At 71.8% G+C, this 24875-nt stretch carries 19 protein-coding genes and 1 tRNA gene; 13 read left to right on the top strand and 7 right to left on the bottom strand.

The window, feature by feature from the left end; translation table 11 throughout:
• Positions 1–385 precede the first annotated feature (385 nt).
• The gene (locus ACFV9J_RS39095) at positions 386–2953 is read right to left on the bottom strand and encodes an ABC transporter permease (protein WP_385362784.1); all 2568 of its coding nucleotides are present in this window, start codon (positions 2951–2953) and stop codon (positions 386–388) included.
• Positions 2950–3738 carry an ABC transporter ATP-binding protein gene (locus tag ACFV9J_RS39100; RefSeq protein ID WP_385362786.1) on the bottom strand — a complete coding sequence of 263 codons (789 nt, stop codon included), beginning with the start codon at positions 3736–3738 and terminating at the stop codon, positions 2950–2952. Before ACFV9J_RS39100 ends, ACFV9J_RS39095 begins: the two co-directional genes overlap by 4 nt.
• Positions 3739–4219: 481 nt before the next feature.
• On the opposite strand from ACFV9J_RS39100, the gene ACFV9J_RS39105 reads away from it, so the two are divergent.
• Positions 4220–4654 carry a DUF485 domain-containing protein gene (locus ACFV9J_RS39105; protein ID WP_385362788.1) on the top strand — a complete coding sequence of 145 codons (435 nt, stop codon included), beginning with the start codon at positions 4220–4222 and terminating at the stop codon, positions 4652–4654.
• A gap of 26 nt (positions 4655–4680) precedes the next feature.
• Positions 4681–6261, top strand: coding sequence for a cation acetate symporter (locus ACFV9J_RS39110; protein ID WP_385362834.1), 1581 nt, complete (start codon positions 4681–4683; stop codon positions 6259–6261).
• 108 nt (positions 6262–6369) lie between these two features.
• On the opposite strand, the gene ACFV9J_RS39115 is transcribed toward ACFV9J_RS39110, so the two are convergent.
• The 3 genes from ACFV9J_RS39115 to ACFV9J_RS39125 all read right to left on the bottom strand — a co-directional run bounded on the left by ACFV9J_RS39115 (position 6370) and on the right by ACFV9J_RS39125 (position 11317).
• Positions 6370–7266, bottom strand: coding sequence for a cellulose-binding protein (locus ACFV9J_RS39115; RefSeq protein ID WP_385362790.1), 897 nt, complete (start codon positions 7264–7266; stop codon positions 6370–6372).
• A 201-nt stretch (positions 7267–7467) separates the two neighbouring features.
• Positions 7468–10284: an SUKH-4 family immunity protein gene (locus ACFV9J_RS39120; protein ID WP_385362792.1), complete on the bottom strand. Its 2817-nt coding sequence runs from the start codon at positions 10282–10284 to the stop codon at positions 7468–7470.
• A gap of 7 nt (positions 10285–10291) precedes the next feature.
• Entirely contained in the window at positions 10292–11317 is a 1026-nt protein-coding gene (locus ACFV9J_RS39125) for an SMI1/KNR4 family protein (protein ID WP_385362794.1), read from the bottom strand.
• Between the two features lie 293 nt (positions 11318–11610).
• On the opposite strand from ACFV9J_RS39125, the gene ACFV9J_RS39130 reads away from it, so the two are divergent.
• Positions 11611–12141 (top strand): YwqJ-related putative deaminase, encoded by a 531-nt coding sequence (locus ACFV9J_RS39130; protein ID WP_385362797.1) that lies wholly within the window; start codon positions 11611–11613, stop codon positions 12139–12141.
• A 74-nt stretch (positions 12142–12215) separates the two neighbouring features.
• On the top strand, positions 12216–12713 hold the full coding sequence (locus ACFV9J_RS39135; protein ID WP_385362799.1) for an SUKH-3 domain-containing protein: 498 nt from the start codon (positions 12216–12218) through the stop codon (positions 12711–12713).
• Between the two features lie 25 nt (positions 12714–12738).
• Here ACFV9J_RS39135 and ACFV9J_RS39140 read toward each other — a convergent pair whose 3' ends face one another.
• Positions 12739–14058: a sensor histidine kinase gene (locus tag ACFV9J_RS39140; protein ID WP_385362801.1), complete on the bottom strand. Its 1320-nt coding sequence runs from the start codon at positions 14056–14058 to the stop codon at positions 12739–12741.
• A gap of 134 nt (positions 14059–14192) precedes the next feature.
• Between ACFV9J_RS39140 and ACFV9J_RS39145 the strand changes: the two genes are divergently transcribed.
• The 7 genes from ACFV9J_RS39145 to ACFV9J_RS39175 all read left to right on the top strand — a co-directional run bounded on the left by ACFV9J_RS39145 (position 14193) and on the right by ACFV9J_RS39175 (position 19898).
• Positions 14193–15056, top strand: coding sequence for a hypothetical protein (locus ACFV9J_RS39145; RefSeq protein ID WP_385362803.1), 864 nt, complete (start codon positions 14193–14195; stop codon positions 15054–15056).
• A 14-nt stretch (positions 15057–15070) separates the two neighbouring features.
• Positions 15071–15145: transfer RNA gene (locus ACFV9J_RS39150), tRNA-Gln, on the top strand.
• A gap of 110 nt (positions 15146–15255) precedes the next feature.
• The gene (gene glmU, locus ACFV9J_RS39155) at positions 15256–16704 is read left to right on the top strand and encodes a bifunctional UDP-N-acetylglucosamine diphosphorylase/glucosamine-1-phosphate N-acetyltransferase GlmU (protein ID WP_385362805.1); all 1449 of its coding nucleotides are present in this window, start codon (positions 15256–15258) and stop codon (positions 16702–16704) included.
• 131 nt (positions 16705–16835) lie between these two features.
• A complete protein-coding gene (locus ACFV9J_RS39160; RefSeq protein ID WP_385362807.1) occupies positions 16836–17810 on the top strand; it encodes a ribose-phosphate diphosphokinase in 975 nt (324 codons plus the stop codon).
• Between the two features lie 223 nt (positions 17811–18033).
• On the top strand, positions 18034–18630 hold the full coding sequence (locus ACFV9J_RS39165; RefSeq protein ID WP_385362809.1) for a 50S ribosomal protein L25/general stress protein Ctc: 597 nt from the start codon (positions 18034–18036) through the stop codon (positions 18628–18630).
• A 106-nt stretch (positions 18631–18736) separates the two neighbouring features.
• The gene (gene pth / locus ACFV9J_RS39170; protein WP_142199449.1) at positions 18737–19339 is read left to right on the top strand and encodes an aminoacyl-tRNA hydrolase; all 603 of its coding nucleotides are present in this window, start codon (positions 18737–18739) and stop codon (positions 19337–19339) included.
• 52 nt (positions 19340–19391) lie between these two features.
• Complete coding sequence (locus tag ACFV9J_RS39175) at positions 19392–19898, top strand: hypothetical protein (RefSeq protein ID WP_385362811.1); 507 nt, start codon at positions 19392–19394, stop codon at positions 19896–19898.
• Positions 19899–20123: 225 nt separating this feature from the next.
• On the opposite strand, the gene ppc is transcribed toward ACFV9J_RS39175, so the two are convergent.
• A complete protein-coding gene (ppc, locus tag ACFV9J_RS39180) occupies positions 20124–22859 on the bottom strand; it encodes a phosphoenolpyruvate carboxylase (RefSeq protein WP_385362813.1) in 2736 nt (911 codons plus the stop codon).
• A gap of 305 nt (positions 22860–23164) precedes the next feature.
• Between ppc and ACFV9J_RS39185 the strand changes: the two genes are divergently transcribed.
• Positions 23165–24175, top strand: a complete 1011-nt coding sequence (locus tag ACFV9J_RS39185; RefSeq protein ID WP_385362815.1) for an acyl-CoA desaturase — start codon at positions 23165–23167, stop codon at positions 24173–24175.
• Positions 24172–24849: a TetR/AcrR family transcriptional regulator gene (locus ACFV9J_RS39190; RefSeq protein ID WP_007450660.1), complete on the top strand. Its 678-nt coding sequence runs from the start codon at positions 24172–24174 to the stop codon at positions 24847–24849. Before ACFV9J_RS39185 ends, ACFV9J_RS39190 begins: the two co-directional genes overlap by 4 nt.
• Positions 24850–24875: the final 26 nt, after the last annotated feature.

Consider the following 24875-nt stretch of genomic DNA (forward strand, 5'->3'; position numbering starts at 1 on the left):
AGGGCGGAGGCTCGGGGAGGGCGGAGGCTCGGGGAGGGCGGAGGCTCGGGGAGGGCGGAGGCTCGGGGAGGGCGGAGGCTCGGGGAGGGCGGAGGCTCGGGGAGGGCGGAGGCTCGGGGAGGGCGGAGGTGGGAGCGGAGGGCTCGCGCAGGAGGCGGAGGCTCGGGGGGCAGAGACTTGGGGGGGCTCCGGGGATGGGAACGGAGGGCTCGCGCAGGAAGCAGAGACTCGGAGGCAGAGACTCGGGGGGAAGTAGCTCGGGGGAGCAGGGGAAAGCGGCAGTTCGGTCCCGCCGCGTAAAAGGCCCGGCGCTTTCGTCCCTCTGGGACGTCGGCGCCGGGCCCTCCTCCGCAACCCCCGTGTGCGGTGGCTGTCGGGTCTGGGGCTACTCCGTCGCGATGGCGTTCAGGACGTTCATCCGGCCCGCCCGGAAGGCCGGGACCAGGGCGGCGAACAGGCCCACGAAGGCCGAGCCGATGAAGACCCCGATGATCGTCGGCCAGGGGATGTCCAGGACGTTCAGCCCCTCCAGGGCGAGCAGCTTCTGGGCCGTGGCGCCCCAGCCCATGCCCAGGCCGAGGCCGAGCAGGGCACCGAAGAGGGCGATGACGACGGACTCCATGCGGATCATGCGGCGCAGCTGGCGGCGGGAGAGGCCGATGGCCCGCATCAGGCCGATCTCCCGGGTCCGCTCGACCACCGACAGGGCCAGGGTGTTCACCACACCGAGGACGGCGACGATGATCGCCAGGGCGAGCAGGCCGTAGACCATGTTCAGCAGCTGGCCGATCTGGTCCTTCAGCTCCTGCTTGTAGTCGGTCTGGTCGGCCACCTGGTACTGCGGGTAGGCGTCCAGCGACTTCTTCAGCGCGGCGTACGCCTGGTCGGCCTGGCCGTCCTTCGCCTTGGCGAACATGATCATGTTCGGCGGGACGTTCTCGGCCGGCAGGTACTTCTCCATCGTCTCGATGCTGATGTACCGGGCGCCCTGGTCGATGGCCACGTCGTCGCTGGTGATCGCGGCGACCTTGAGCTTCGCGGTCTCGCCGCCCTTGAATGCGACGGAGACGGTGTCGCCGACGTGCACGCCGTGCTTCTCGGCGTAGTCCGAGCCGACCGACATGGCGTCGGTGCCGTAGGCGGCGGAGAGCTTGCCCTCGGTCGTCGCGCGGCGCACGTCCTCGGCGTAGGTGGGGTCGGCGGCCGTGACGCCGTCGTCGTCCGTCTTGCCGTCGGGCGAGGTCAGCGTGGCGTCGAGCACCTTGTAGCGGGTGACGTGCTCCAGGCCGGGGGTGTCGGTCATGGCCTTCTCGGCCTGCGGCACGATCCGCTGGTTGCCCTGGACGATGAAGTCCGCGCCGACCGTCTTGTCCAGCTCGCTGGTGGCCGAGGCGACCATGGAGGAACCGACGACGGAGAGGCAGGCGACCAGTGCGAGGCCGATCATCAGGGCGGCGCCGGTGGCACCGGTACGGCGCGGGTTGCGCAGGGCGTTGCGCTCGGCCAGGCGGCCCACGGGACCGAAGGCCCGCAGCAGCACCGCGCTGATCACCCGCACCACGAACCCGGCCAGCAGCGGGCCGATGACGACGAAGCCGATGAGGGAGAGCACGATGCCCGCGCCGAGCATCATCGAGCCGTCGCTCGCCTTGTCGGCGGAGGCGGCCGTGAGCAGGGCGGCGACGCCGGAGCCGGTGAGCACCAGGCCGATCAGGCCGCGTATCCAGCCCGCCTTGGCGTCGGCCGGGGTACCGGCGTCGCGCAGGGCGGCCATCGGGGAGATCTTCCCGGCCCGGCGGGCCGGCAGGTAGGCGGCCAGGACGGTGACGACGACGCCGAGGATCAGGCCGGTCACGGGGGTCGCCGTCTTGATAGTGAGGTCGTCGGTGGACAGGTTCATGCCCGCCGCCGACATCAGCTTCATCAGGCCGATGGCGATGCCGACACCGGCCGCGACACCGAGGACCGAGCCGACCACGCCGAGGAGGAGCGCCTCGACCAGCACCGAGCGGTTGACCTGTCGGCGGGAGGAGCCGATGGCCCGCATCAGGCCGATCTCGCGGGTGCGCTGGGCGACCAGCATGGAGAAGGTGTTGATGATCAGGAAGATGCCGACCAGGAACGCGATCCCGGCGAAGCCGAGCATGGCGTACTTGATGACGTCCATGAACTCGCCGACGTCCGCGCGGCCTTCGTCGGACGCCTCCTTGGCCGTCTGGATCTTGAACGTGCCGTCGTCCAGGGCCCCGGACACGTTCCGCTTGAGCTGCGCGTCGGTGACACCGGCGGCGGCGGTGACGTTGAACTGGCTGAACCGGTCCGCGCCGCCGAGCAGTTCACGCTGGGCGGTGGCGGTGTCGAAGTAGACGACCGCGGCACCGGGGTTGGTCACGGTGAAGGAGGCGATGCCGACGATCTTCGCCTTGAAGTCGCCGGTCTGCGCGATGGTGCGCAGTTCGTCGCCGATCTTCAGGTCGTGCTTGTCGGCGGTGTCGGAGTCGACCATCGTCTCGGTCGGGCCGCGCGGGGCGTGGCCCGAGGTGATCTCCATGGACCGCAGGTCGTTCTTGGTCCAGTTCCCCGCGATGGTGGGGGCGCCGCTGGTGGCCCCGACGTTGTCGTTGTCGGAGTTGACGACGGTCACGTTCATCGAGACGACCGCGCCCTCGACGGACTCCACGCCGTCGACCGAGCGGATCTTCTCCAGCGTCGACGCGGGCAGCGACTCGGGCACCCCGTTCTGCGGGGTGTCCTCGGCCTTGACGTCCTTCGGGGCCACCGACACGTCCGAGGAGGTGACCGCGAAGAGCTTGTCGAAGGTGGTGTTCATCGTGTCGGTGAACACCAGGGTGCCGCAGACGAACGCCACCGACAGCAGCACCGCCACCGCCGAGAGCGCCATGCGGCCCTTGTGCGCGAAGAAGTTGCGCATCGAGGTCTTCACGACGGTCATGACGTGCGCCCCCGGGCGTCGAAGTCCTTCATGCGGTCGAGGACGGCTTCGGCGGTGGGCTGGTACATCTCGTCCACGATCCGGCCGTCGGCGAGGTACAGCACCCGGTCCGCGTAGCTGGCGGCCACCGGGTCGTGGGTGACCATCACGATGGTCTGGCCCAGCTCGGTGACCGACCGGCGCAGGAAGCCGAGCACTTCGGCACCGGCGCGCGAGTCCAGGTTTCCGGTCGGCTCGTCACCGAAGATGATCTCGGGCTGGGCGGCCAGGGCCCGGGCCACCGCGACCCGCTGCTGCTGGCCGCCGGAGAGCTGGGTGGGCCGGTGCTTGAGCCGCCCGGCGAGCCCCACGGTCTCCACGACGCGGTCCAGCCACGCGCGGTCGTACTTGCGGCCGGCGATGTCCATGGGCAGCGTGATGTTCTCGAGCGCGTTGAGCGTCGGGAGCAGGTTGAACGCCTGGAAGATGAAGCCGATCCGGTCCCGGCGCAGCTGCGTGAGCTTCTTGTCCTTCAGGCCGGTGATCTCGGTCTCGTCGAGGTAGATCTGCCCGCCGGTGACGGTGTCCAGGCCGGCCAGGCAGTGCATCAGCGTGGACTTGCCGGACCCCGAGGGGCCCATGATCGCGGTGAACTGGCCGCGCGCGATGTCCACGTCCACGTGGTCGAGGGCGACCACCCGGGTCTCGCCCGATCCATAGGCCTTCACGACCTGCCGCGCTCGCGCGGCAACGGCCGTACGCCCTCCAGTGCTCCCGTGCGTGGGAATACTTACGGCCGATGTCATGTCAAGTCTCCTATGTCGGTCATCGAGTGAGCCGCCGGTGCCCGGCGCGGCGGCCGTACCGCCGCGCAGGTGCCTCGCTGCTGTCTCGAAGAGTCTGTCCGGAACCGGGGGCCGGCCGCGCTGGTGTTCAGCGCAGTCTTTTACTGAGGAAAACCCCACCCCCGTGGGTCCGGTTCACCGCCCCCCAGCGGCGTAAAGCCAGATTAAGGACGCCACCGGCCCCGTCTCGTCCTCCGTCGGTACGAACCCTCCCCGACCCGTAGTACGGAGGTACCCCTAAGGGCAGTCCACCCTTCGGTGGAGTGCGTCTAGGGGTCGCCCTCCACCCTGAGACGCACCGGGCGTCCACCCGTGCACATACCGACCGACCAGTTCGGCGAAAACGCAGCGTGCTTCCCAACCCGCGAGTAACGTGCCTGGCTCCCGCCCCCCACCTCCTGCGGTCCACCGCTCGGACCCTAGCCGCGCAAGGAGAACCGGGATGTCCTACGACCCGTCCCCGTCGTACCCGCACCGCCCACCACCACCAACCCCGTCCTCGTCCTCGTCCCCGCCCCCTCCGCCGTACGCGCCGACGTCCCACGCCCACCGTGCCTCCCGCCGCGACCCGTTGGGCCGCCACAGCGACCTGCGGATCCTGCGCAGCGCCTACCGCCGGCAGCGGCGCACCGCCACGCTCGCCGCGCTCGGCTACTTCACCCTCTTCCTGCTCCTGTCCGCGTACGCGCCCGGGCTGATGACCGGCACCGCCGCCGGCGGACTGCCCACCGGACTGCTGCTCGCCCTGGCCCAGCTCCCCGTCACCTGGCTGGCGATCGCGCTGTACGAGCACACCGCACGGCGCCGCGTCGACCCGCTCGCGGACCGGATCCGCAAGGAGGCCGAGCTGGACGCGCGGCGGGGGGCGGGACGGTGACGGAGTTCAGCGGCAACGCCCAGACGATGTCCCTGGTCGGCTTCACCGCCGTCGCCACCGTCACGCTGCTGCTGTGCGTGATGACCGGCCCGGACCGGGACGACCTCGACGAGTTCTACACCGGGTACGGCTCCCTGTCGCCCATGCGCAACGGCCTCGCGATCGCCGGCGACTACATCTCGGCGGCGTCCGTGCTCGGCACGGGCGGTGTCGTCGCCCTCTTCGGCCACGACGGCGTCGTCCTGGCGCTGAGCACCGCGCTGTCCTTGATGCTGCTGATGTTCCTGCTGGCCGAACCCCTGCGCAACGCGGGCCGGTTCACCATGGGCGACGCGCTCGCCCGCCGGATGCCGGGCCGCGCCGTCCGTATGACGGCCTGCGCCGTGACCCTCGCCGCGCTGCTGCCGCTGATGCTGGTGCAGCTCGCGGGCGCCGGCCAACTGCTCGCCTTCGTCCTCGGCTTCTCCGGCGCGTCCCTGCAGACCGGCTGCATCATCGGCCTGGGCGCGCTGATGATCAGTTACGCGGCGATCGGCGGGATGAAGGGCACCGCCCTCATCCAGATCCTCAAGATCGTGATGCTGCTCGGCTCCGGCCTGGTGGTCGCCGCGCTGATCCTGCACCGCTTCGACTGGGACCCCGCCGCGCTGTTCGACGCGGCGGCGGACAACAGCGGCGTGGGTTCGGCGTTCCTGAACTCCGGCCTCCAGTTCGCGGGCGGCCCGCACCCGGACGCGGACATGATCTCCTCGCAGCTCACCGTCGTCCTCGGCGGCGCCTGCCTCCCCCACGTCACCATGCGCATGTACACCGCCTCCTCCGCCCGCCAGGTGCGCCGCTCGATGTCCTGGGCGGTGTCCGGCGTGGCGCTGTTCGTGCTGGTCGTCACGGTGATCGGCTTCGGCGCGACGGCGCTGGTGGGGCGGGCGGCCGTCGCCGGGATCGACCCGCAGGGCAACACCGCCTACCTGCTGGGCTCGCAGGCGGCCTTCGGCGCGCAGGTCTCCACCGCGGAAACGTTCCTGTTCACCACCGTCACCACGGCCGTCTTCCTCACCCTCCTCGCCTCCGTCGGCGGCATGATCCTCGCCTGCGCCAACTCCCTGGCCCACGACGTCTTCGCCGCCCGCGTGCAGGAGATGTCACCGCGCCGCGAGATGACCCTCGCCCGCGTCTCCGCCCTGGCCGTCGGCATCCCGGCGATCGTCCTGGCCACCCTCGTCCAGCACCGCAGCCTCCAGCCGCTGGTGACCCTGTCCTTCTGCCTGGGCGCCTCGGCCATCGCGCCCGCCCTGGTCTACGGCCTCTTCTGGCGCCGCTACACACGGGCCGGACTGCTCTGCACCCTGATCGGGGGCTCGCTGGCCGTACTGCTGCTGATGCCGGGCACCAACCTGGTCTCCGGCTCGCCGGTGGCCGCCTTTCCCGAGGCCGACTTCAACTGGTTCCCGTTCACCACGACGGGCCTGGTCTCCATCCCGCTGGGCTTCGCCTGCGGCTGGCTCGGCACGATGCTCTCCGGCCGGCGCAAGGCGCAGGAGCAGCGCCGGCACTACGAGGCGGTGGAGAGCTGGATCCTGGCGGGCGCGGTACGCAGGGGGGACTGACGGCACGGCAGGCGGCGGGACACGGCACGCCGTACGCAGGGGGACACGGCGCGCCGTAGTCAGCAGACTCACGGCGTGGGCGTACTCAGCAGGCTCACGGCGTGGGCGTCATTCCACCTCCACCGCGCGCCCCGTCAGCGCATGGAGGCTGCTGCGTACGGAGGCCATGTGGGCCTGCAACTCGTCCCACCGCTCTCCGTGTTCGCGCAGCACCCGTTCCGTGTCGCGGGCGATGCGCTCACGACGTGCCCGGGCCTCGGCGGCCACCTCGGCCGCCCGGTCCCGGGCCTCCTCCTGCCGCCGCCCGGCCGCCTCCCCGGCGTCGGCCAGCTCCTGCTCCGCCTCGCGCACTCCCTGCTCCGCGCGCGCCACCAGCTCCGCGTGGTGGGCGTCCAGGGCCCGCCCGCGCTCCTCCTCGGTCCGCTCCGCGGCGGCCCACCGCTCGGCCAGTTCCCTGCTCTGCTCGGCGGCCGTCCCGGCGGTGCGCCTGCGCATCTCGCGCAGCGCGGACAACGCCTCCGCGCGCCCCTCCTTCACCTCGCGCCGCGCTCCGATCCGCGCCTCGTCCGCCTCCGCGCGCGCCGCGAGCAGCAGTTGCCGGGCCCGTTCGTCGGCCTCGGCCCGTACGGCGTCGGCGTGCGCCCGGGCCGCCTCCCGCACGCCGTCCGCGTACGCCCGCGCCTCCTCCACCAGCCCCTGCGCGGCACCGCGCGCCCGCTCGCGCACCGCCGCGGCCTCCTCCTCGCCGAGCCGGAACAGCTCCCGCGCCCGCTCCCCCAGCACCTCGTAGTCCTGCGAGGTGAGCTGCGCGACCACCTCCTCCAGGTCTCCCAGGTCCTCTTCCATCTCCCTGGCCAGCACGGTGAGCCGGGCGGCCCGCTCCCAGGCCGCGTCGCGCTCCTCGGAGAGGGCCGCGGCGCACGCCTCGACCTGCTCCGGACGGTAACCGCGCTCACGCCCGCGTACGGTCGCGAAACCGTGGGGAGACGCCGATGCACCGCTCATGCCCATCACCCCTCTGTTCACCCTGTGTGTCCCGCTTGTGGTGAACCTGCCGCATCACACGGACCTACACGGACCTGACCGACTTTATGGATCAGACGTAAGCCCACATAATCCGACACACCGCACACAAAAGGGCGGGGCCCGGTCGACTCACAGGTCGACCGGGCCCCGCCCGTCGGGTACGTCAGCGGCGCGGACGCCTCACAGCAGCCCGTCCCACATCTGCTCCAGCAGCACGGACCACCAGCTCTCCGGCGAGCCGAGCGCCGCCGGGTCCAGCGCGGCCAGCTGCGCCTGGAAGTCCAGCGTCCAGCGACCCGCCTGCTCCTGGTTCAGACCGAACCTGAGCCGCCACATCCGGCCCAGCAGCGCCAGGCAGCGCGCGAACTCCGGCAGCCCCGTGTTCACGAACTGCGGCGGCACGGGCGCACCGCCCGGACCGGCCTCCACCGGGACCGCCACGATGGCCGCCGTGCCGTACTGCACACAGATCGCCCGGCCGAAGTCGCTGCCCACGACGAGGTACGAACCCGCGTCCGAGGCCGGCTGCACACCGCGTTCGGCCGCCAGCTCCGCCAGCGTCGGCACCGGCCGCCCCGGCTGGGCCTGCGCCCAGAAGAACGGCCCCATGTCCATCGGCAGCCCCGCGGCCACCAGCGTGTGCGCCACGACCGGCGGCACCCCCTGCCGGGACACCGCGGCCTGCTCGAACCGGAAGACCCCCGGGCCGAACGCGCCGGCCAGCTCCTGCCCGACGGCCTCCGGCGGAACCGGCGGCGCGGGCTGCACCTGCGGCAGCGGAGCGCGCACCGGCGCCGGACGCGCCGGCCCGTCGGCCACCTGGTGCAGCTCGCCCTGGTGCGCCAGCAGTTGCCGCATGCCCTGCTGCCGGCTCGCGTGGTCCAGGCCGTACGGCGCGATCGAGGTGATCCGCGCCTGCGGCCACTGCTCCCGGATCATCCGCGCGCAGTACGCGCCCGGCAGCTCGCACGACTCCAGCTCGGTGTGCAGTTCGAGGACCTGGTCCGGCGGCACGTTCATGGAGCGCAGCTCGTGGAACATCTGCCACTCCGGGTGCGGCGTACCCGGCGCGGAACGCCGGATCAGCTGCTGCTCGGAGCCGTCCTGGGCGCGGTAGCGCAGCACGGCCTGGTAGCCGGGCCCGACGGTCGGCTGACCGGTGGGCTGCGGCGGATAGCCGTACGCCGGCGGCTGCCCCGGCACGGGCTGCCCGGGCGGCGGCGGTACGGCGCCGGGTGGGGCGGGGACGGCGCCGGGCGGGGGCGGGGGCGCGCCGATGCCGCCGGGACCGCCCAGGGAGGGCGCGGCCAGCACGGTCTGCGCGTGGTGCACGGCACCGCCCGCGCCCCCCGCGGAACCCTGCGCACCGGGCGCACCCGGAGCGGCCGGGGGAGGCGGCGGCATGCCGGGACCGGAAGGCACGCTCGGCGCACCCGGAGCGCCCGGCGCCCCTGGAGCGGCGGGGGCACCGGGAGGCCCGGGCGGGCCAGGGGGATTGGGCGGTCCGGGGGGACCGGGGGGCTGGGGGGCACCGCCGCCCGTCCGGCCCGGGTCGGCCAGCATCGTGGCGGCGTGGTGCATCCCGCCCGGCGGCGTCCCTCCCGGCGCGTTCGGTGCGCTCGGCGGCGGCGGGGTCCCCGGAGCGCTCGGCGGCGGCGTCGCACCCGGCGCGGGCGGTGTGCCCGGAGCACTGGGCGGAGGCGGCGTGCCCGGGCCGCCCGGGCCCTCGGGACCGAGCGACGACACCAGCTGCGTCGGCACGTAGCCGCCCGCCGGGGTACCCGGCGCGGGCGTCCCCGACGGCGCCGGCGTGCTCCCCGGGCGCGCGCCCGGCACCCCCGGGGCGCTCGGCGGCGGCGGCGTGGACGAGCCACCGCCACGGCGCGGCGGAGGCGTCGCCTTGCTGGTCGCGGCGTCGGCGATGTCCCCGGCGTCCGGCGCGAGCGGCCGGGGCGGCGTGGCGGGCACGCCGGGACCGGCGGGCGGCTGGGCCGGGGGCGCAGTCGGGGCCGCGGGCGGCGGTGTACCCGCCCCGGCGGGCGCGCCGGGCGCGTTCGGGTCGCCGATCGCCGGCGAGAGCGCCGTCGGCGGAAGCCGGCTGCCGCCCGACATCAGCGCCGTCTTGGCGTCCGGCGTCGTCGAGGGCGGCGGCGTGTCGTCGTCGACACCGCTCAACGGCGGCGCGAACACGGTCTGCGGCAGCGGTACGGAACGGTCCTCACCGGCGTCCGCGTTGGTGTCCGTCCCGGCCCAGGGCGTCGCCCCGGCGGGCGCACCCGGCGCACTCGGCGCACCCGGCGCACTCGACGCATCCGGCACACTTGGCGCACTTGGCGCACCCGGAACACTCGGCGCACCCGGGGCATACGGCGCACCCGGCGCACCCGGCGCACCGGACGCGCCCGCACCCGCGCCGGAGCCACCGGCGGACGAGCCGGAGCCCGCCGCCGGCCACCCCGCACCGCTCCCGGACGAACCCTCCGCGGGAGACGGCCCCGACGCCGCGGGAGCCGAGGGCACCCCGGCCTGCGTCTGCGGAAGCGCACCGCCGGGACCGCCCGCGCCCGCGGTGTCACCGCCTCCGGTGCCACCGCCCCCGCCGTCGCCCCGCCGGCGATCCGGAATGCCGATCCGGTCCGCCGCCTCCTGCAACCACTCCGGCGGACTCAGCAGGAAGGACGTCTGATTCAGGTCCACCCGCGCCGCGGGCGCCGCGGCCGGCGCCTGCGCCTCCTCGGGACGGCCGTACTCCTCCTCGTACCGGCGGATCACCTCGCCCACCGGAAGCGACGGCCACAGCGTCGCCTCGCCACTGTCCCGGGCGATCACCAGCCGCTGCGCGCCCCCGTCCGAACGGGGACCGTCCGCACGGTCCTCGGCCCACACCACGAACCCGAGGTCGAACTCCCGCACCCGCACCTCGCGGTGCTGGTACGCCGGCAGCTCGCCGTTGACCCACTCCTCCGCGCGCTCCTGCGCCTGCGCGAACGTCACCATCGTCAGCTCACTCCCCCACCGAAGACGCCGAAGCCGCCGAAGTCGCCGAGGACACCGCCGTCACGGGCACCGCACGCGCGAAGCCGCCGTCCACCATCAGGTTCGCCACCGTCTCCAGCTCCGGCGGGGAACCCGCCAGCCGGGACAGGAACGCGTCGAAGTCCGCACCGCAGGGCAGCAGCAGCCGCTCCACCCGATCCGCCGGCGGCCACGACGGGTCCACGTCCCGCACGTCGTCGTAGGCGCAGAACCACACCGAACCGATCCGCTCGCCCTTCACCTTCACCGCGAGCAGACCGCCCTGGACGAAGGCGACGCCCAGGTAGTCCTTCGTCAGATGGTCCCGCAGACACTTGTTCACATAGACCAGGTCGTTGACCGCCGCCTCCTCACGCACCGTGAAGAACGGCTGGTCCACCAGCAGCCCCAGCTCCGCGTCGAGCGCCGTACCCACCGGCGCACAACCGCCCGCCGCCTTCAGGAACGAACGGTAGGCGCCCGGCAGCCGGTACCCGAGGTCCTCCTCGACGCCCTGCACCTGCTGCTCCGTGACGGCCACACCCGACTTCGGTAGACCGAAGTGCACGGGACGCGTCTCCTGCAGCGGCCGCGTGCCGCGCTTGCCCTGGTCCACCACCGCCGTCGAGATCCCGCCGTGGTGGCGCAGCAGCGCCTTCACCTCGACCGGAACCAGCTCCATGCGCCGCGAACCGGCCACGTGGTGCCACGTCCAGCCGTGCGGCGTCGCCACCGCGGGCACCGTGTCCCACAGCTCGTGCCCCGAGGCCGACAGGGCCGCGTTCGCCGACACGTAGTCCGTGAGCCGCAGCTCGTCGACCCCGAACCCCTCCGGCGGGTCCGCGATCTCCGCGACCGCACGGGCGTACGGCGAGAACTCGGGGTAACCACCCGCGTCCACCCGTACCCCTCTCGGGTGACGGGCCGCACGCACCGGATCCGGGAAATGCACGACCTGCCCGGCATAGGCCGCGTTCGGCGGCGCGGCTGCTTGCCCGAGCCGACCTGTCGTCATGGCGGTTGCCCCCTGCGGCGTCTGTCTGCTGCCAGATCTGTCTGATCTGCCTGCACTGTCTGGATTCACCGCGTGCGAGCGCGGTGCCGACAGCCTATGCGGTACGGCGAGAGGGGTCACCGGCGCCGGACCCCGCACCCGGCACGCGGCACCTCCACTTCCGTGACCAGCCGTCACCCTCCCGTGACACACCGCCCATACCCGGGCGTGTCACCCCGCCCCAGCTTCCGCAGGAGCCCCGGGATTTGGCACTCTGTGACCTTCGGGGGGATGCTCAGGAGGGGAAGACGATCATGAGTGCGACACAGGCGGGACCCGACACCGGGCGGTCCGACGACCCCCGCGGCGGCGACCCACGCATCGGCTGGAGCAGCACCGACACCCTCCGGACCCCCACCCTCCGGCACCGCCGCGACGGCATACTCCCGACCGTCGCCGCCGCCCTCTCCGTACGCGGCACCACCCTCACCGGCACCGCGACGCGCGCCGACACGCCGCCCGCGCTGCACCACCTCGTGCAGGACTTCCTCGACACCCTCACCAGCGGCCAACGAGACCGTTACACCGGCCGCTGCGCCGAGACGATCCTCATCTCACGGCACCTGGCCACCGCGGACGCCGCCCGCAGCAAACGCGCCGCACGAAAACCCATGACCAACGGCGAAGCCCGCAAGGCACTCAAGCACGCCAAGCTCACCACCCGCCGCATCCGCGAGGACGGCGACCCCCTCCACGGCGCCTTCGCCGCACCGTGCCGCGCCTGCACCGCCCTCAGCGCACACTTCGGCGTCCGCGTCGTCGACCCCGCGACGGAGAAGGACTGACCGAGCAGAGCGAACAGATCGCGCAGATCGCGCAGATCGCGCCGAACCAGCCGACCGAAACGAACCAAGGGCCGATGCAAGCCGACCGCACCTCCACCACCCGCTTCCCCGTCCCCGTCGACGCCGCACTGCGCGACGCCGGCTGGCAGCCGGGACGCTGGGACATCAAGCAGGCCGAGATCTGGGCCGACACCCTGCGCGAACACAGCTCACCCGCGGGACACCGCCACACCGTCTTCCCCGCCGCCGTGGAGGCCTGGGCCGAATTCGGCGGCCTGCACATCGCGCCCACCGGACCCGGCCGCCAGATCGCCCCCGCCACCCTGCACCTGGACCCCCTGCACGGCCTCCACATGGCCCGCACCCTCGGCGACCTCGGCCGCGCCCTCGACACCCAGACCTGCCCGCTCGGCACCGAGACCGACAGCCAGGCCCTCGTCGCCATCGACGCCGAAGGCCGCGTCTACGCCCTGGACCACACCGGCGACTGGTACCTCGGCGCCACCATCGACACCGCCCTCGCCACCCTCGTCGCCGGGACCCAGCCGCCCCGCCTCACCACGACCGGCTGACGCGAGAGCCCGACGACCGGACCGGCTACGACGCCGGAATCACCGCCGACACCCGGAAACCCCCGGCGTCGGTCGGCCCCGACACGAACACGCCCCCCAGCGCGGCCACCCGCTCCTTCATCCCCACCAGCCCGTTGCCCCCCGACGGCAACCGCGCCGACGACGCCGCCGAGGCCTCCGGCGGCGGCTCGTTCTCCACCTGCATCGCGATCTCCGACACCCGGTGCGCCAGCCGCACATGCGTCTTCGCGCCCGCCGCGTGCTTGTGCACGTTCGTCAGCGCCTCCTGCACCACCCGGAACGCCGTCGACTCCACCTCCGCCGCATACGAACGCTCCGCCCCCTCCACGGACAGGTTCACGACCATCCCGGCCGCCTCCGACTGCCCGATCAGCTCGTCCAGCTCCGACAGGCACGGCCCCTCCGAGGACGGCTCCCCGTCCTCCGCCGCCCGCGACGCGGCCGCGGCGGCGGCCACCCCCACCGCGGCCAGCGGCACCGACGCCCGCTCGGCCCGCGCACCGTCCCCGCCACTGCGCAGCACCCCGAGCATCTCCCGCAGCTCCGTCAGCGCCTGCCGCCCCATGTCCCCCACCAGGGCCGCGTTCTTCACCGCCTTCTCCGGGTCCTTCCGCGCCACCGCCTGCAACGCCGCCGCATGCACCACCATCAGACTCACCCGGTGCGCCACCACGTCGTGCATCTCCCGCGCGATCCGCGTCCGCTCCTCACCCCGCGCCCACTCCGCGCGCTCCTCCGCCCGCTCCGCGAGCAACTGCAACTCACGCTCCAGGCTGTCCGCCCGCTCCCGCAGACTCTCCATCAGCCGGCGCCGCTGCCCCACGTACAGCCCCAGCAGCAACGGCGGCGCGGTCATCCCCAGCGACGTCGCGATCGACGCGAACGGAAGGAACCAGTCCCCCAGCTCCAGACCGTCCCGCGCCATGTCCTGCCCCAGCCGCACGAACGTGACGACCAGCGTCCCCAGGAACGTCATCCCGGCCAGGGCCCCGATGATCCGCCGCGGCAGCTCCGAGGCCGCCAGCGTGTACAGGCCGACGACGCCCATCAGGAAGCCCATCTCGGCCGGCGTGATGGCGAGGGCCACCAGCACCACCGCGATCGGCCACTTGCGCCGCACCACCAGCACCGAACCGGCCAACAGGCCGAACACCACCCCCATCGCCAACGGAATCCCGGCGTCCCGCGCGAACGGAACCCCCTCCGCCGCGCACTCCAGCGCGGACACGGCCCCGAGGCTCACATCGAGCACCGCACCGCGCCGCCTGTCCCACCACCAAGGCCCACCCCGGGCCGGTACGTGGTCTTCCCCCGTCGTGGTCATGCCTCCAGCCTACGGGCGCCGACCGCCCCTTTTCCGGTGACTTTCGACAAACGATACGACGCGATATCCCTCGAACTGGTGAACCCCATGCCGTTCACCACCGGAGCCGAGGATTCCGGCCGGACGGTATGCCCATGGCACGTTCACAGAACAAGTACGCGGATTTCGAAGGGCTGCGGGAGCGGGCGGTCGCGCTGCGGCGCGAGGGGCTCAGCCGACGCCAGATCCGCGACCGACTGCACGTCGACAACAACGACATCCTCAACCGGCTCCTGGAGGGCGAGCCGCCCCCGGAGTGGACGAAGCGCCCGAACGCGAAGGACGACCTGAGGGACCGGGCACGGGAGCTACGGCTCCAGGGCTGGACGTACGACCAGATTCAGGTGGAGCTGGGGTGCAGCAAGAGTTCCATCTCGCTCTGGGTACGGGACTTACCGAAGCCGGAGCGGCGGAAACGGACACGTGAGGAAGCTTCGGCGATCGCAAAGCGCGGCTGGGAGGCGACGCTGCGCCTTCGAGAAGAGGACCGTCAGCGAACCAAGCAGGTAGCAACTCAGGAGATCGCGCAGGTGACCGACCGGGAGCTGTTCCTGGTGGGCGTGGGTCTCTACTGGGCCGAAGGCGCCAAGAGCAAGCCGTACCGGCGACAGGAGCGGGTCACCTTTGTCAACAGCGACCCCGACATGATCACGCTCTTCCTCGCCTGGCTGCGCCTGCTCCGCGTTGAGCCGGGGCGCCTCAAGTTCGCCGTGCACATCCACGAGACCGCCGACGTGGCAGGCGCCGAGCAGTTCTGGACAGACCATGTGGGCATTGAACAAGCAGCGCTTCTCAAGACGACGCTGAAGAAGCACAACCCCGGCACGAACCGCAAGAACACTGGCGAGACCTACTACGGCTGCCTCCGCGTCGATGTCCGCGGAGGAGCCGATTTGTACCGTCGCATCGAAGGCTGGTGGTCTGGCATGGTGGTGGAGGCCAAGCGGCGAACCGCGTAGGCTGCACCCGGTAATCCCCCGTGGTGTAATCGGCAACACGCGTCGCTTTGGACGATGTATTTCAGGTTCGAGTCCTGGCGGGGGAGCCATGCTCGGTTCGGGCCCTGACTCCACAGTCAGGGCCCGCACTCATGTCCCCCACAAACCGCCCCGGTATCCTGCGGATGTCCCCACCTCCTCAACAGCCGAAGGGCATCCCGTGAGCGCCATTCGCCCGGCAGCCGTCGTCGTTCTCGCAGCGGGTGAGGGCACCCGTATGAAGTCGGCCACACCCAAGGTCCTGCACGAGCTGTGCGGCCGGTCCCTCGTGGGGCACGTGCTCGCCGCCGCCGGTGAGCTGGACCCCGAGCACCTGGTCGCCGTCGTGGGGCACGCCCGCGAGAAGGTCACCGCGCACCTCGCCGAGGTCGCCCCCGACGTACGCACCGCCGTCCAAGAGCAGCAGAACGGCACCGGGCACGCCGTGCGGATGGGTCTTGAGGCGCTGGGCGGTGCCGTGGACGGGGTCGTCGTGGTCGTCTGCGGGGACACTCCCCTCCTCACCGGCGAGACGCTCAGGGCGCTCGCCGCCACGCACACCTCCGACGGGAACGCCGTCACCGTGCTGACGGCCGAGGTGCCGGACGCGACGGGGTACGGGAGGATCGTGCGGGACGGGGCCTCGGGTGCCGTCACGGCGATCGTGGAGCACAAGGACGCCTCGGAGTCGCAGCGGGCGATCCGGGAGATCAACTCGGGCGTCTTCGCCTTCGACGGGCAGCTGCTCGCGGACGCGCTGGGCAAGGTGCGCACGGACAACAGCCAGGGCGAGGAGTACCTCACGGACGTGCTCGGGATCCTGCGCGAGGCGGGGCACCGGGTCGGCGCGTCGGTGGCCGGGGACCACCGGGAGATCGCGGGGATCAACAACCGCGTGCAGCTCGCCGAGGCGCGCCGGATCCTCAACGACCGGCTGCTGACCGGGGCGATGCTGGCCGGCGTGACGGTGGTGGACCCGGCGACGACGTGGGTGGACGTGACGGTGACGTTCGAGCAGGACGTGGTCGTCCACCCGGGTACTCAGCTGCACGGCGCCACGCATCTCGCCGAGGGCTGCGAGGTCGGGCCGAACACGCGGCTCACGGACACGCGGGTGGAGGCGGGGGCGCGGGTGGACAACACGGTGGCCAACGGCGCCCATGTGGGTCCGCAGGCGTCGGTGGGCCCGTACGCGTATCTGCGGCCGGGTACCCGGCTCGGGCTCAAGTCGAAGATCGGTACGTTCGTCGAGGCGAAGAACTCGTCGATCGGTGAGGGGACGAAGGTTCCGCACCTCTCGTACATGGGTGACGCGACGATCGGTGACTTCACGAACATCGGTGCCGCGAGTGTGTTCGTGAACTACGACGGGCAGGACAAGCACCACACGACGATCGGCTCGCACTGCCGTACGGGTTCGGACAACATGTTTGTGGCTCCTGTCACGGTCGGGGACGGTGCCTACACCGCCGCCGGCTCGGTGATCACGAAGGACGTGCCGCCCGGTTCGCTGGCCGTGGCCCGTGGCCAGCAGCGGAATATCGAGGGCTGGGTGGCCCGGAAGCGTCCGGGGAGCGCGGCGGCGAAGGCGGCCGAGGCGGTGTCCCGCGAGGCGGGCGGCGAAGACTGACTGGAAACCGGCGCGTCGAACACGGCGTACCGTGATAAGTGCACATCCGCACCCCACCAGCTGAGACGCCCCCGCGGCCAGTCGGGAGAGCGCCCATGAGCTCAGCTGCGAACCTCTGAGGAGAAAGTGCTGTGACCGGGATCAAGACGACCGGCGAGAAGAAGATGATGTTCTTCTCCGGCCGCGCACACCCCGAGCTTGCCGAGGAGATCGCCCAGCAGCTGGGTGTCGGGGTCGTCCCGACGAAGGCCTTCGACTTCGCCAACGGTGAGATCTATGTGCGGTATCAGGAGTCGGCGCGCGGTGCGGACTGCTTCCTGATCCAGAGCCACACGGCCCCGATCAACAAGTGGGTCATGGAGCAGCTGATCATGATCGACGCGTTGAAGCGCGCGTCGGCCCGCTCCATCACCGTCATCGTGCCGTTCTACGGTTACGCGCGGCAGGACAAGAAGCACCGTGGACGTGAACCGATCTCGGCGCGTCTGATCGCGGATCTGATGAAGACCGCGGGTGCGGACCGGATCCTTGCCGTGGACCTGCACACGGACCAGATCCAGGGCTTCTTCGACGGCCCGGTGGACCACCTGTTCGCGCTGCCGCTGCTGGCGGACTACGTGGGCGCGAAGGTGGACCGTTCGAAGCTGACGGTGGTCTCGCCGGACGCGGGCCGGGTGCGGGTCGCGGACCGCTGGTGCGACCGTCTGGGCGCGCCGCTGGCGATCGTGCACAAGCGGCGTGACAAGGACGTGGCGAACCAGGTCACGGTGCACGAGGTCGTGGGTGACGTGAAGGGGCGCATCTGCGTCCTGGTCGACGACATGATCGACACGGGTGGCACGATCTGCGCGGCGGCGGACGCGCTGTTCGCGCACGGTGCGGAGGACGTCATCGTGACGGCGACGCACGGTGTGCTGTCGGGTCCGGCGGCGGACCGGCTGAAGAACTCGAAGGTGGGCGAGTTCGTGTTCACGAACACGCTGCCGTCGGCGAGCGAGCTGGAGCTGGACAAGATCACGGTGCTGTCGATCGCGCCGACGATCGCGCGTGCGGTGCGTGAGGTGTTCGAGGACGGTTCGGTGACGAGCCTGTTCGACGAGCAGTGAGCGTCGTGCGGTCCGTGCAGTAACCGTTCTGCAGTTGTTGCCCCGCCTGTCTGATCGTTTTGGGTACGGCCTTCCTCTCCGAGTAGACTGCTGAAGTTGCTCGGCGAGGGAGGCCGTACCCGTGTTCGCGGGTGTGGCTGTCCGTTATCGACGCGCTCTTCGTAGCAGGCCGTTCGTGGCCGGGTGACCACGTCCGTTTTCTGTCTTTCTACGAGGAGTGATCATGGCCGAGGTGAAGCTCACCGCCGAGTCCCGTACCGAGTTCGGCAAGGGCGCCGCGCGTCGTATCCGTCGTGACAACAAGGTCCCCGGCGTTCTGTACGGCCACGGTTCGGACCCGCTGCACCTGACCCTGCCGGGTCACGAGCTGCTGATGGCGCTGCGTACGTCGAACGTGCTGATCGCGCTGGACATCGACGGCAAGACCAACGAGCTGGCGATCCCGAAGTCGGTCCAGCGTGACCCGATCAAGGGCTTCCTGGAGCACGTGGACCTGCTGCTGGTGAAGCGCGGCGAGACCGTGTCGGTGGAGATCCCGGTGCAGGCCGAGGGCGAGCTGGCCCCGGGCGGGTTCCTGCTGGAGTACGTCCTGGACGCGCTGCCGGTCGAGGCCGAGGCCACGCACATCCCGCAGCAGGTCACCGTGTCGGTGGCGGGTCTGGAGGCCGGTGCCTCGATCCACGCCAAGGACATCGCGCTGCCGTCCGGCGTGAAGCTGGACGTGGACGGCGACACCGTGGTGCTGCAGGTCCTGTCCGCGCAGGCGGAGGAGGCCCCGGCCGAGGGCGAGGGCGAGGGCGAGGCGGCCGCGGAGGCCTGATCCTCCCCGACGGTCATCGTGTGGTCGGCCGCTGTTCCCGTGCGGGGCAGCGGCCGACGCGTATGTGTGGACGGGTACGGACGGGTACGAGGGACACGAAGGAGACATGGACGTGACGACGGACGCGGGCGCTCCGTGGCTGGTGGCCGGCCTCGGCAATCCGGGCCCCGAGTACGCCTCGAACCGGCACAACGTCGGCTTCATGGTGGCGGACCTGCTGGCGGAGCGGATCGGGGCGCGTTTCAAGCGGCACGGCAAGGCGCAGGCGCAGGTGGTCGAGGGGCGGATCGGTCCGCCGGGGCCGGCGAACCGGCGGGTGATCCTGGCGAAGCCGATGTCGTTCATGAACGTGTCGGGCGGTCCGGTGACGGCGCTGCGGGACTTCTACAAGGTCCCGGTCGGCAACATCGTGGCGGTGCACGACGAGCTGGACATCGACTACGGCGTGCTGCGGCTGAAGCTGGGCGGCGGGGACAACGGGCACAACGGCCTGAAGTCGATCACGAAGTCGCTGGGCCCGGACTACCACCGGGTGCGGTTCGGGATCGGGCGGCCGCCGGGGCGGATGCCGGTGGCGGATTTCGTGCTGCGGGACTTCTCCTCGACGGAGCGCAAGGAGCTGGACTACTTCGTCGACCGGGCGGCCGACGCGGTGGAGGCCCTGGTGATCGAGGGTCTGGAGCGGGCGCAGAGCGCGTACAACTCCTGACTTGTCCGTCGATGGTGCACGGGTGAGTTGACCGGGCGTGTAGGTATGGCCAATGATCCCGGCCATGCCTGCCTCCGCCGCCGCCCGTCCCCGTCAGGCCTCGTCCGCAGTGCTGCGGTTCGGCCGGGTCGCGTCGATGGGTACGGTCGCGGCGCTGATCCTGATCGCGGGTGTGTGGGCGTCCTGGGGGACCGCGCAGCACGTGCTGCTGACCAAGGGGCGGGAGCGGGGCACGGTCGAGGTGACGCGCTGCGCCGACGGTTCGTGCAGCGGCCCGTACTCGCCGGTGTCGGCGGGGTCGCAGCCGCGCGAGCGGGTCGTCATCGAGGACTCGGTCGCGGTGGCGAAGGGGCGGACGTACTCGGTGGTGGTGAAGCCCGGCGGTGACGAGGTGGTGCGGTCGGGGCCGGCCGGGGTGCTGTACGCGTGGGTGCCGTTGGGTGGGGCGTTGTTGTTGGCGTCGGTGGTGGTGGCCGGGGGGCTGCGGCGGACGCGGGTGGCGTGGGGGATGGCGGGGGCGGGGGTTGTGCTGCTGACGGCGGCGTTCTTCGCGGTGTGAGGTTTTCGCGGTTTTCGCGTACGACGTGAGGGTGCCCCCGGGCTCTTGTACGAGCTCGGGGGCACCGGTGTTTTCCCGTGCGGGGCGCCGGAGTGGGGCGGGGGTGGGTCGCGCTGCCCGGCGCTTACGGGGTACCGCCTGCGCCCACCCGTGCCGCCCCAGCGGCACGACTGCCCGCAGCCGGGGGGGGCGGCACGACTGCCCGCAGTCGGGGCGGGCGGCGCGTCAGCCGGTGTTGCGGAGGCCGGCCGCTACGCCGTTGACGGTGAGGAGGAGGGCTCGGGCGAGGAGCGGGTCCGGGTCCTCGTTCGCCGCGGCGGCCTCGCGCTGGCGGCCGAGGAGGGCGACCTGGAGGTAGGAGATGGGGTCGAGGTAGGCGTCGCGGATGGTGAAGGTCTGCTTGAGGACCGGGTCGGCGTCCAGCAGTTCGCTCTCGCCGGTGACGCGCAGGACCTCGGCGACGGTGAGTTCGTGCTCGGCCTTGATGGTGTCGAAGACGTGCTTGAGCTCGTCCGGGACGAGGGTGTCGACGTAGTGCTGGGCGATGCGCAGGTCGGTCTTGGCGAGGGTCATCTCGACGTTGGAGATGAAGTTGCGGAAGAAGTGCCACTGCTGGTGCATCTCGGCCAGGACGGTGTCCAGGCCCGCCTCGCGCAGCGCCTTGAGGCCGGAGCCGACGCCGTACCAGCCGGGGACGATCTGCCGGGACTGGGTCCAGCCGAACACCCACGGGATGGCGCGCAGTCCGTCGAGCGAGACGCCCGAGCCGGGGCGGCGGGAGGGCCGCGAGCCCAGGTGCAGGTCGGCGAGCTGGTCCACCGGGGTGGAGGCCACGAAGTAGGTGGGCAGGTCGGGGTCCTCGACCAGGTGCCGGTAGGCGGTGTGGGCGGCGTCGGAGACGACGTCCATCGCGGCGTCCCAGCGGGCGAGGGCCTCGTCGGACTGGCGGGGCGCGGTGTGCAGGGCGGAGGCCTGGAGGGTGGCCGCGACGGTCAGTTCCAGGTTCTCCCGGGCGAGGGCCGGGATGAGGTACTTGTCGGAGATGACCTCGCCCTGCTCGGTGACCTTGATCTCGCCCTCCAGGGTGCCCCAGGGCTGGGCGAGGATGGCGTCGTGGGTGGGGCCGCCGCCGCGGCCGACGGTGCCGCCGCGGCCGTGGAAGAGGCGCAGCCGGACGCCGTAGCGGTGGGCGACGTCGCGCAGGCGGCGCTGGGCGCGGTGGATCTCCCACTGGCTGGTGGTGATGCCGCCGAACTTGGAGGAGTCGGAGTAGCCGAGCATGACCTCCTGGACGTCGCCGCGCAGGGCGACCAGACGCCGGTAGGAGGGGTCGGCGAGGAGGTCCTCCAGGATGGTGTCGGCGGCCTTCAGCTCGTCGGTGGTCTCCAGGAGCGGCACGATGCCGATCTTGGCCCAGCCGGCGTGCAGGTCGATCAGTCCGGCCTCGCGGGCCAGCACCGCCGCGGCGAAGACGTCGTCGGCGCCCTGGCACATGGAGATGATGTAGGACTCGATGACCTCGGGGCCGAAGACCTCCAGGGCGCGGCGGACGGTCTGGAAGACGCCGAGGGTCTTCTCGCCGGGCGCGTCGACGGGCGCCGGGGTGGGGGCCAGCGGCCTGCGGGAGCGCAGCTCCTTGGCGAGGAGCTTGGTGCGGTACTCGCGGGGCATGTCGGCGTAGCGCCAGGACTCCTCGCCGAGCCGGTCGAAGAGCTGGCCGAGGGCGTGGTGGTGGGCGTCGGCGTGCTCGCGGACGTCCATGGTGGCGAGCTGGAGGCCGAAGGCGGCCAGGGTGCGGATGGTACGGGCCAGGCGGCCGTCGGCGAAGAGGCCGCCGCGGTGTTCGCGCAGCGAGGTCTGGACGATACGCAGGTCGTCGATGAGCTGGGCGGTGCCGAGGTAGTCGCGGCCGTCCTCGTGGGCGGTGCCCTTGGCGAGGCGCTGCTTGGTGTTCTCCAGCTTCTGCCGGATGCAGGTGGCCTTGAGCCGGTAGGGCTCCTCGGCGTTGAGGCGCTTGTAGCGGGGGCTGATCTCGGGGAGCCGCTCCAGGTCGGCCTGGAGCGAGGCGAGCAGTTCGTCCGTCGCACCGGCGTAGCGGATGGAGTTGGACAGGAAGCCGCGCAGCTCGTCGACCATCTCCAGGGCGTCGTTGATGCCGTGCTCGTGCTGGAGGATGAGGATGTCCCAGGTCACCTGGGGGGTGACGTTGGGGTTGCCGTCGCGGTCGCCGCCGATCCAGGTGCCGAAGGTGAGGGGGCGGGTGTCGTCGGGGAGCTGGACGCCGGCCCGCTCCAGCTCGGCGGTGAGGTCTTCGAGGACGTCGCCGACGGCGCCCAGGTGCAGCTCGTCGAGGTAGTAGATGGCGTTGCGGGCCTCGTCGGCGGGCTCGGGGCGCACCACGCGCAGCTCGTCGGTCTGCCAGACCAGGTCGATGTTCTCGGCGAGGCGGGTGTCCAGGCGGCGCCGGTCCGACTCGTTGACCGGGGTGTCCAGGAGGGCCGCGATACGGCGCAGCTTGTTCAGGACGGAGCGGCGGGCGGCCTCGGTGGGGTGCGCCGTGAAGACCGGGCGCACGTTGAGGTTGCGGACCGTCTCGCGCAGGTGCTCGGGGTCGGCGTCCTTCAGCCGGTCGGCCGTACGGGCGAGCAGTCCGCCCTCGGCGGCGCGCTTGGCGCCCAGCTCGCGGCCGCGGTGGACCTGCTCGGTGACGTTGGCGAGGTGGAAGTAGGTGGAGAAGGCGCGGACGAGCTTGGCGGCGGTCTCCAGTTCGGTGCCGCGCAGCAGTTCGGCGGCGGCCTCGCCGTCCTCTCGGGTGAGTCGGCGTACCTTCTCGACGAGTTCCAGCAGCTCGGGGCCCTCCTGCCGGACCAGGGTCTCCCCGAGGAGATCACCCAGTCGGCGGATGTCGGCGCGCAGCTCGCTGCTGGTCGTCATGGTGGTCTGGTCGTCGGCACTGCTCACAGGTGCGGCTCCTTGCAGTGTTGAAGCTCGTCTGGGAGGGAACCCGGACGGCCGTCTCGCGCGGCGGGCGCCGCTTACCGGGCCGGACGTCCGGGAAGTAATCAGAGCGGACCGCGCTGTCCGACCGACTCCCAGGATAGGTGTCGGCCAGGACGCGCAGGCTCTGGGGCTCTTGCCGCGCGGCCACGCACTGCCATACTTACGTCGCCGTAGGTTACGGAACCGTAGGAAAACCGTGCATGGTTCCCGCAGCCCGGCACCGGCCACACCACACGACCCCACCCTCGACCCCACAGGGGACGCGCATGACCACGAGTTCCGATGTGATCCCAGACGCTCCGCAGCCCGCCGGCGACGCCGCGGCGCCCTCCGCCACGCTGGGCGGTGAGCAGAAGCGGTCGATCGAGCAGATCACGCTGCTGCTGTTCATCACCCTTCCGTTCCTCGCGCTGGTGGCGGCGGTGCCGCTGGCGTGGGGCTGGGGCGTGAGCTGGCTGGACCTGGGGCTGCTGGTCTTCTTCTACTTCCTGGGCTGCCACGGCATCACCATCGGGTTCCACCGCCACTTCACCCACGGTTCCTTCAAGGCGAAGCGGCCGTTGAAGATCGCGCTGGCGATCGCGGGCTCGATGGCGGTCGAGGGGCCGCTGGTCCGCTGGGTGGCCGACCACCGCAAGCACCACAAGTTCTCCGACGACGAGGGCGACCCGCATTCGCCGTGGCGGTACGGCGAGACGGTGCCCGCCCTGATCAAGGGCCTGTGGTGGGCGCACATCGCCTGGATGTTCGACGAGGAGCAGACGTCGCAGGAGAAGTACGCGCCGGACCTGATCAAGGACCCCGCGCTGCGGGCGGTCTCCCGCCAGTTCATCCTGTGGACCGTGGTGTCCCTGGCACTGCCCGCGCTGATCGGCGGACTGGTCACGATGTCCTGGTGGGGCGCGTTCACCGGGTTCTTCTGGGGTTCACTCGTGCGGGTGGCCTTGCTGCACCACGTGACCTGGTCGATCAACTCGATCTGCCACGCCGTGGGCAAGCGCCCCTTCAAGTCCCGGGACCGCTCGGGCAACGTCTGGTGGCTGGCGGTCCTGTCCTGCGGCGAGTCCTGGCACAACCTGCACCACGCGGACCCGACCTCGGCGCGGCACGGGGTGATGCGCGGGCAGCTGGACTCCTCCGCGCGGCTGATCCGCTGGTTCGAGCAGCTGGGGTGGGCGTACGACGTGCGCTGGCCGTCACGCTCGCGTATCGATTCGCGCCGCAACACGGATCAAGACGGCGCCCGCCGCCGGAAGGAGACGGCGAAGGCGGCATGATTGACGCCGTGGCGACCGACTCCAGCAGCACCCCAAGCAACGAGAAGCCGCGGCGAGCGCGTCGCACCCGGATGACCGGTGCCGAGCGCCGCCAGCAGTTGCTGGAGATCGGCCGCACCCTCTTCGCGGCGAAGGGTTTCGAGGGCACCTCCGTGGAGGAGATCGCGGCGAAGGCCGGGGTCTCCAAGCCGGTGGTCTACGAGCACTTCGGCGGCAAGGAGGGCCTGTACGCGGTCGTCGTGGACCGCGAGATGCGGCGGCTGCTCGACATGGTGACCGGCTCGCTGACCGCCGGCCACCCGCGGGAGCTGTGCGAGCAGGCCGCCTTCGCGCTCCTGGACTACATCGAGGAGTACACGGACGGCTTCCGCATCCTCGTCCGCGACTCCCCCATCCCGCAGTCGACGGGCTCCTTCGCCTCGCTCATCTCGGACATCGCCACCCAGGTGGAGGACATCCTGGGCCGCGAGTTCAAGAGCCGCGGCTTCGACGCCAAGCTGGCCCCGCTGTACGCGCAGGCGCTGGTCGGCATGGTGGCGCTGACCGGCCAGTGGTGGCTGGACGTGCGCCGCCCGAAGAAGGCGGAGGTGGCGGCGCACCTGGTGAACCTGGCGTGGCACGGCCTGGACGGACTGGAGCCGAAGCCGCGGCTGATAGGGCACCGCAAGAGCTGACGGCTGAGAGCTGAGGGCGGAGAGCT

Origin of the sequence: Streptomyces sp. NPDC059906, assembly GCF_042730645.1 — a bacterium.
In the GTDB taxonomy this organism is placed as follows: domain Bacteria; phylum Actinomycetota; class Actinomycetes; order Streptomycetales; family Streptomycetaceae; genus Streptomyces; species Streptomyces rubrogriseus.

Coding starts and splice junctions, on each gene's coding strand:
- ACFV9J_RS39145 (WP_385362803.1), top strand. CDS start 14,193: ATGGCACGTTCACAGAACAAGTACGCGGATTTCGAAGGGCTGCGGGAG.
- ACFV9J_RS39095 (WP_385362784.1), bottom strand. CDS start 2,953: ATGACCGTCGTGAAGACCTCGATGCGCAACTTCTTCGCGCACAAGGGC.
- ACFV9J_RS39165 (WP_385362809.1), top strand. CDS start 18,034: ATGGCCGAGGTGAAGCTCACCGCCGAGTCCCGTACCGAGTTCGGCAAG.
- ACFV9J_RS39190 (WP_007450660.1), top strand. CDS start 24,172: ATGATTGACGCCGTGGCGACCGACTCCAGCAGCACCCCAAGCAACGAG.
- ACFV9J_RS39130 (WP_385362797.1), top strand. CDS start 11,611: ATGAGTGCGACACAGGCGGGACCCGACACCGGGCGGTCCGACGACCCC.
- ACFV9J_RS39185 (WP_385362815.1), top strand. CDS start 23,165: ATGACCACGAGTTCCGATGTGATCCCAGACGCTCCGCAGCCCGCCGGC.
- ACFV9J_RS39120 (WP_385362792.1), bottom strand. CDS start 10,284: ATGGTGACGTTCGCGCAGGCGCAGGAGCGCGCGGAGGAGTGGGTCAAC.
- pth (WP_142199449.1), top strand. CDS start 18,737: ATGGACGTGACGACGGACGCGGGCGCTCCGTGGCTGGTGGCCGGCCTC.
- ACFV9J_RS39100 (WP_385362786.1), bottom strand. CDS start 3,738: ATGACATCGGCCGTAAGTATTCCCACGCACGGGAGCACTGGAGGGCGT.
- ACFV9J_RS39105 (WP_385362788.1), top strand. CDS start 4,220: ATGTCCTACGACCCGTCCCCGTCGTACCCGCACCGCCCACCACCACCA.
- ACFV9J_RS39125 (WP_385362794.1), bottom strand. CDS start 11,317: ATGACGACAGGTCGGCTCGGGCAAGCAGCCGCGCCGCCGAACGCGGCC.
- ACFV9J_RS39110 (WP_385362834.1), top strand. CDS start 4,681: ATGTCCCTGGTCGGCTTCACCGCCGTCGCCACCGTCACGCTGCTGCTG.
- ACFV9J_RS39175 (WP_385362811.1), top strand. CDS start 19,392: ATGATCCCGGCCATGCCTGCCTCCGCCGCCGCCCGTCCCCGTCAGGCC.
- ACFV9J_RS39115 (WP_385362790.1), bottom strand. CDS start 7,266: ATGAGCGGTGCATCGGCGTCTCCCCACGGTTTCGCGACCGTACGCGGG.
- ACFV9J_RS39140 (WP_385362801.1), bottom strand. CDS start 14,058: ATGACCACGACGGGGGAAGACCACGTACCGGCCCGGGGTGGGCCTTGG.
- ACFV9J_RS39135 (WP_385362799.1), top strand. CDS start 12,216: ATGCAAGCCGACCGCACCTCCACCACCCGCTTCCCCGTCCCCGTCGAC.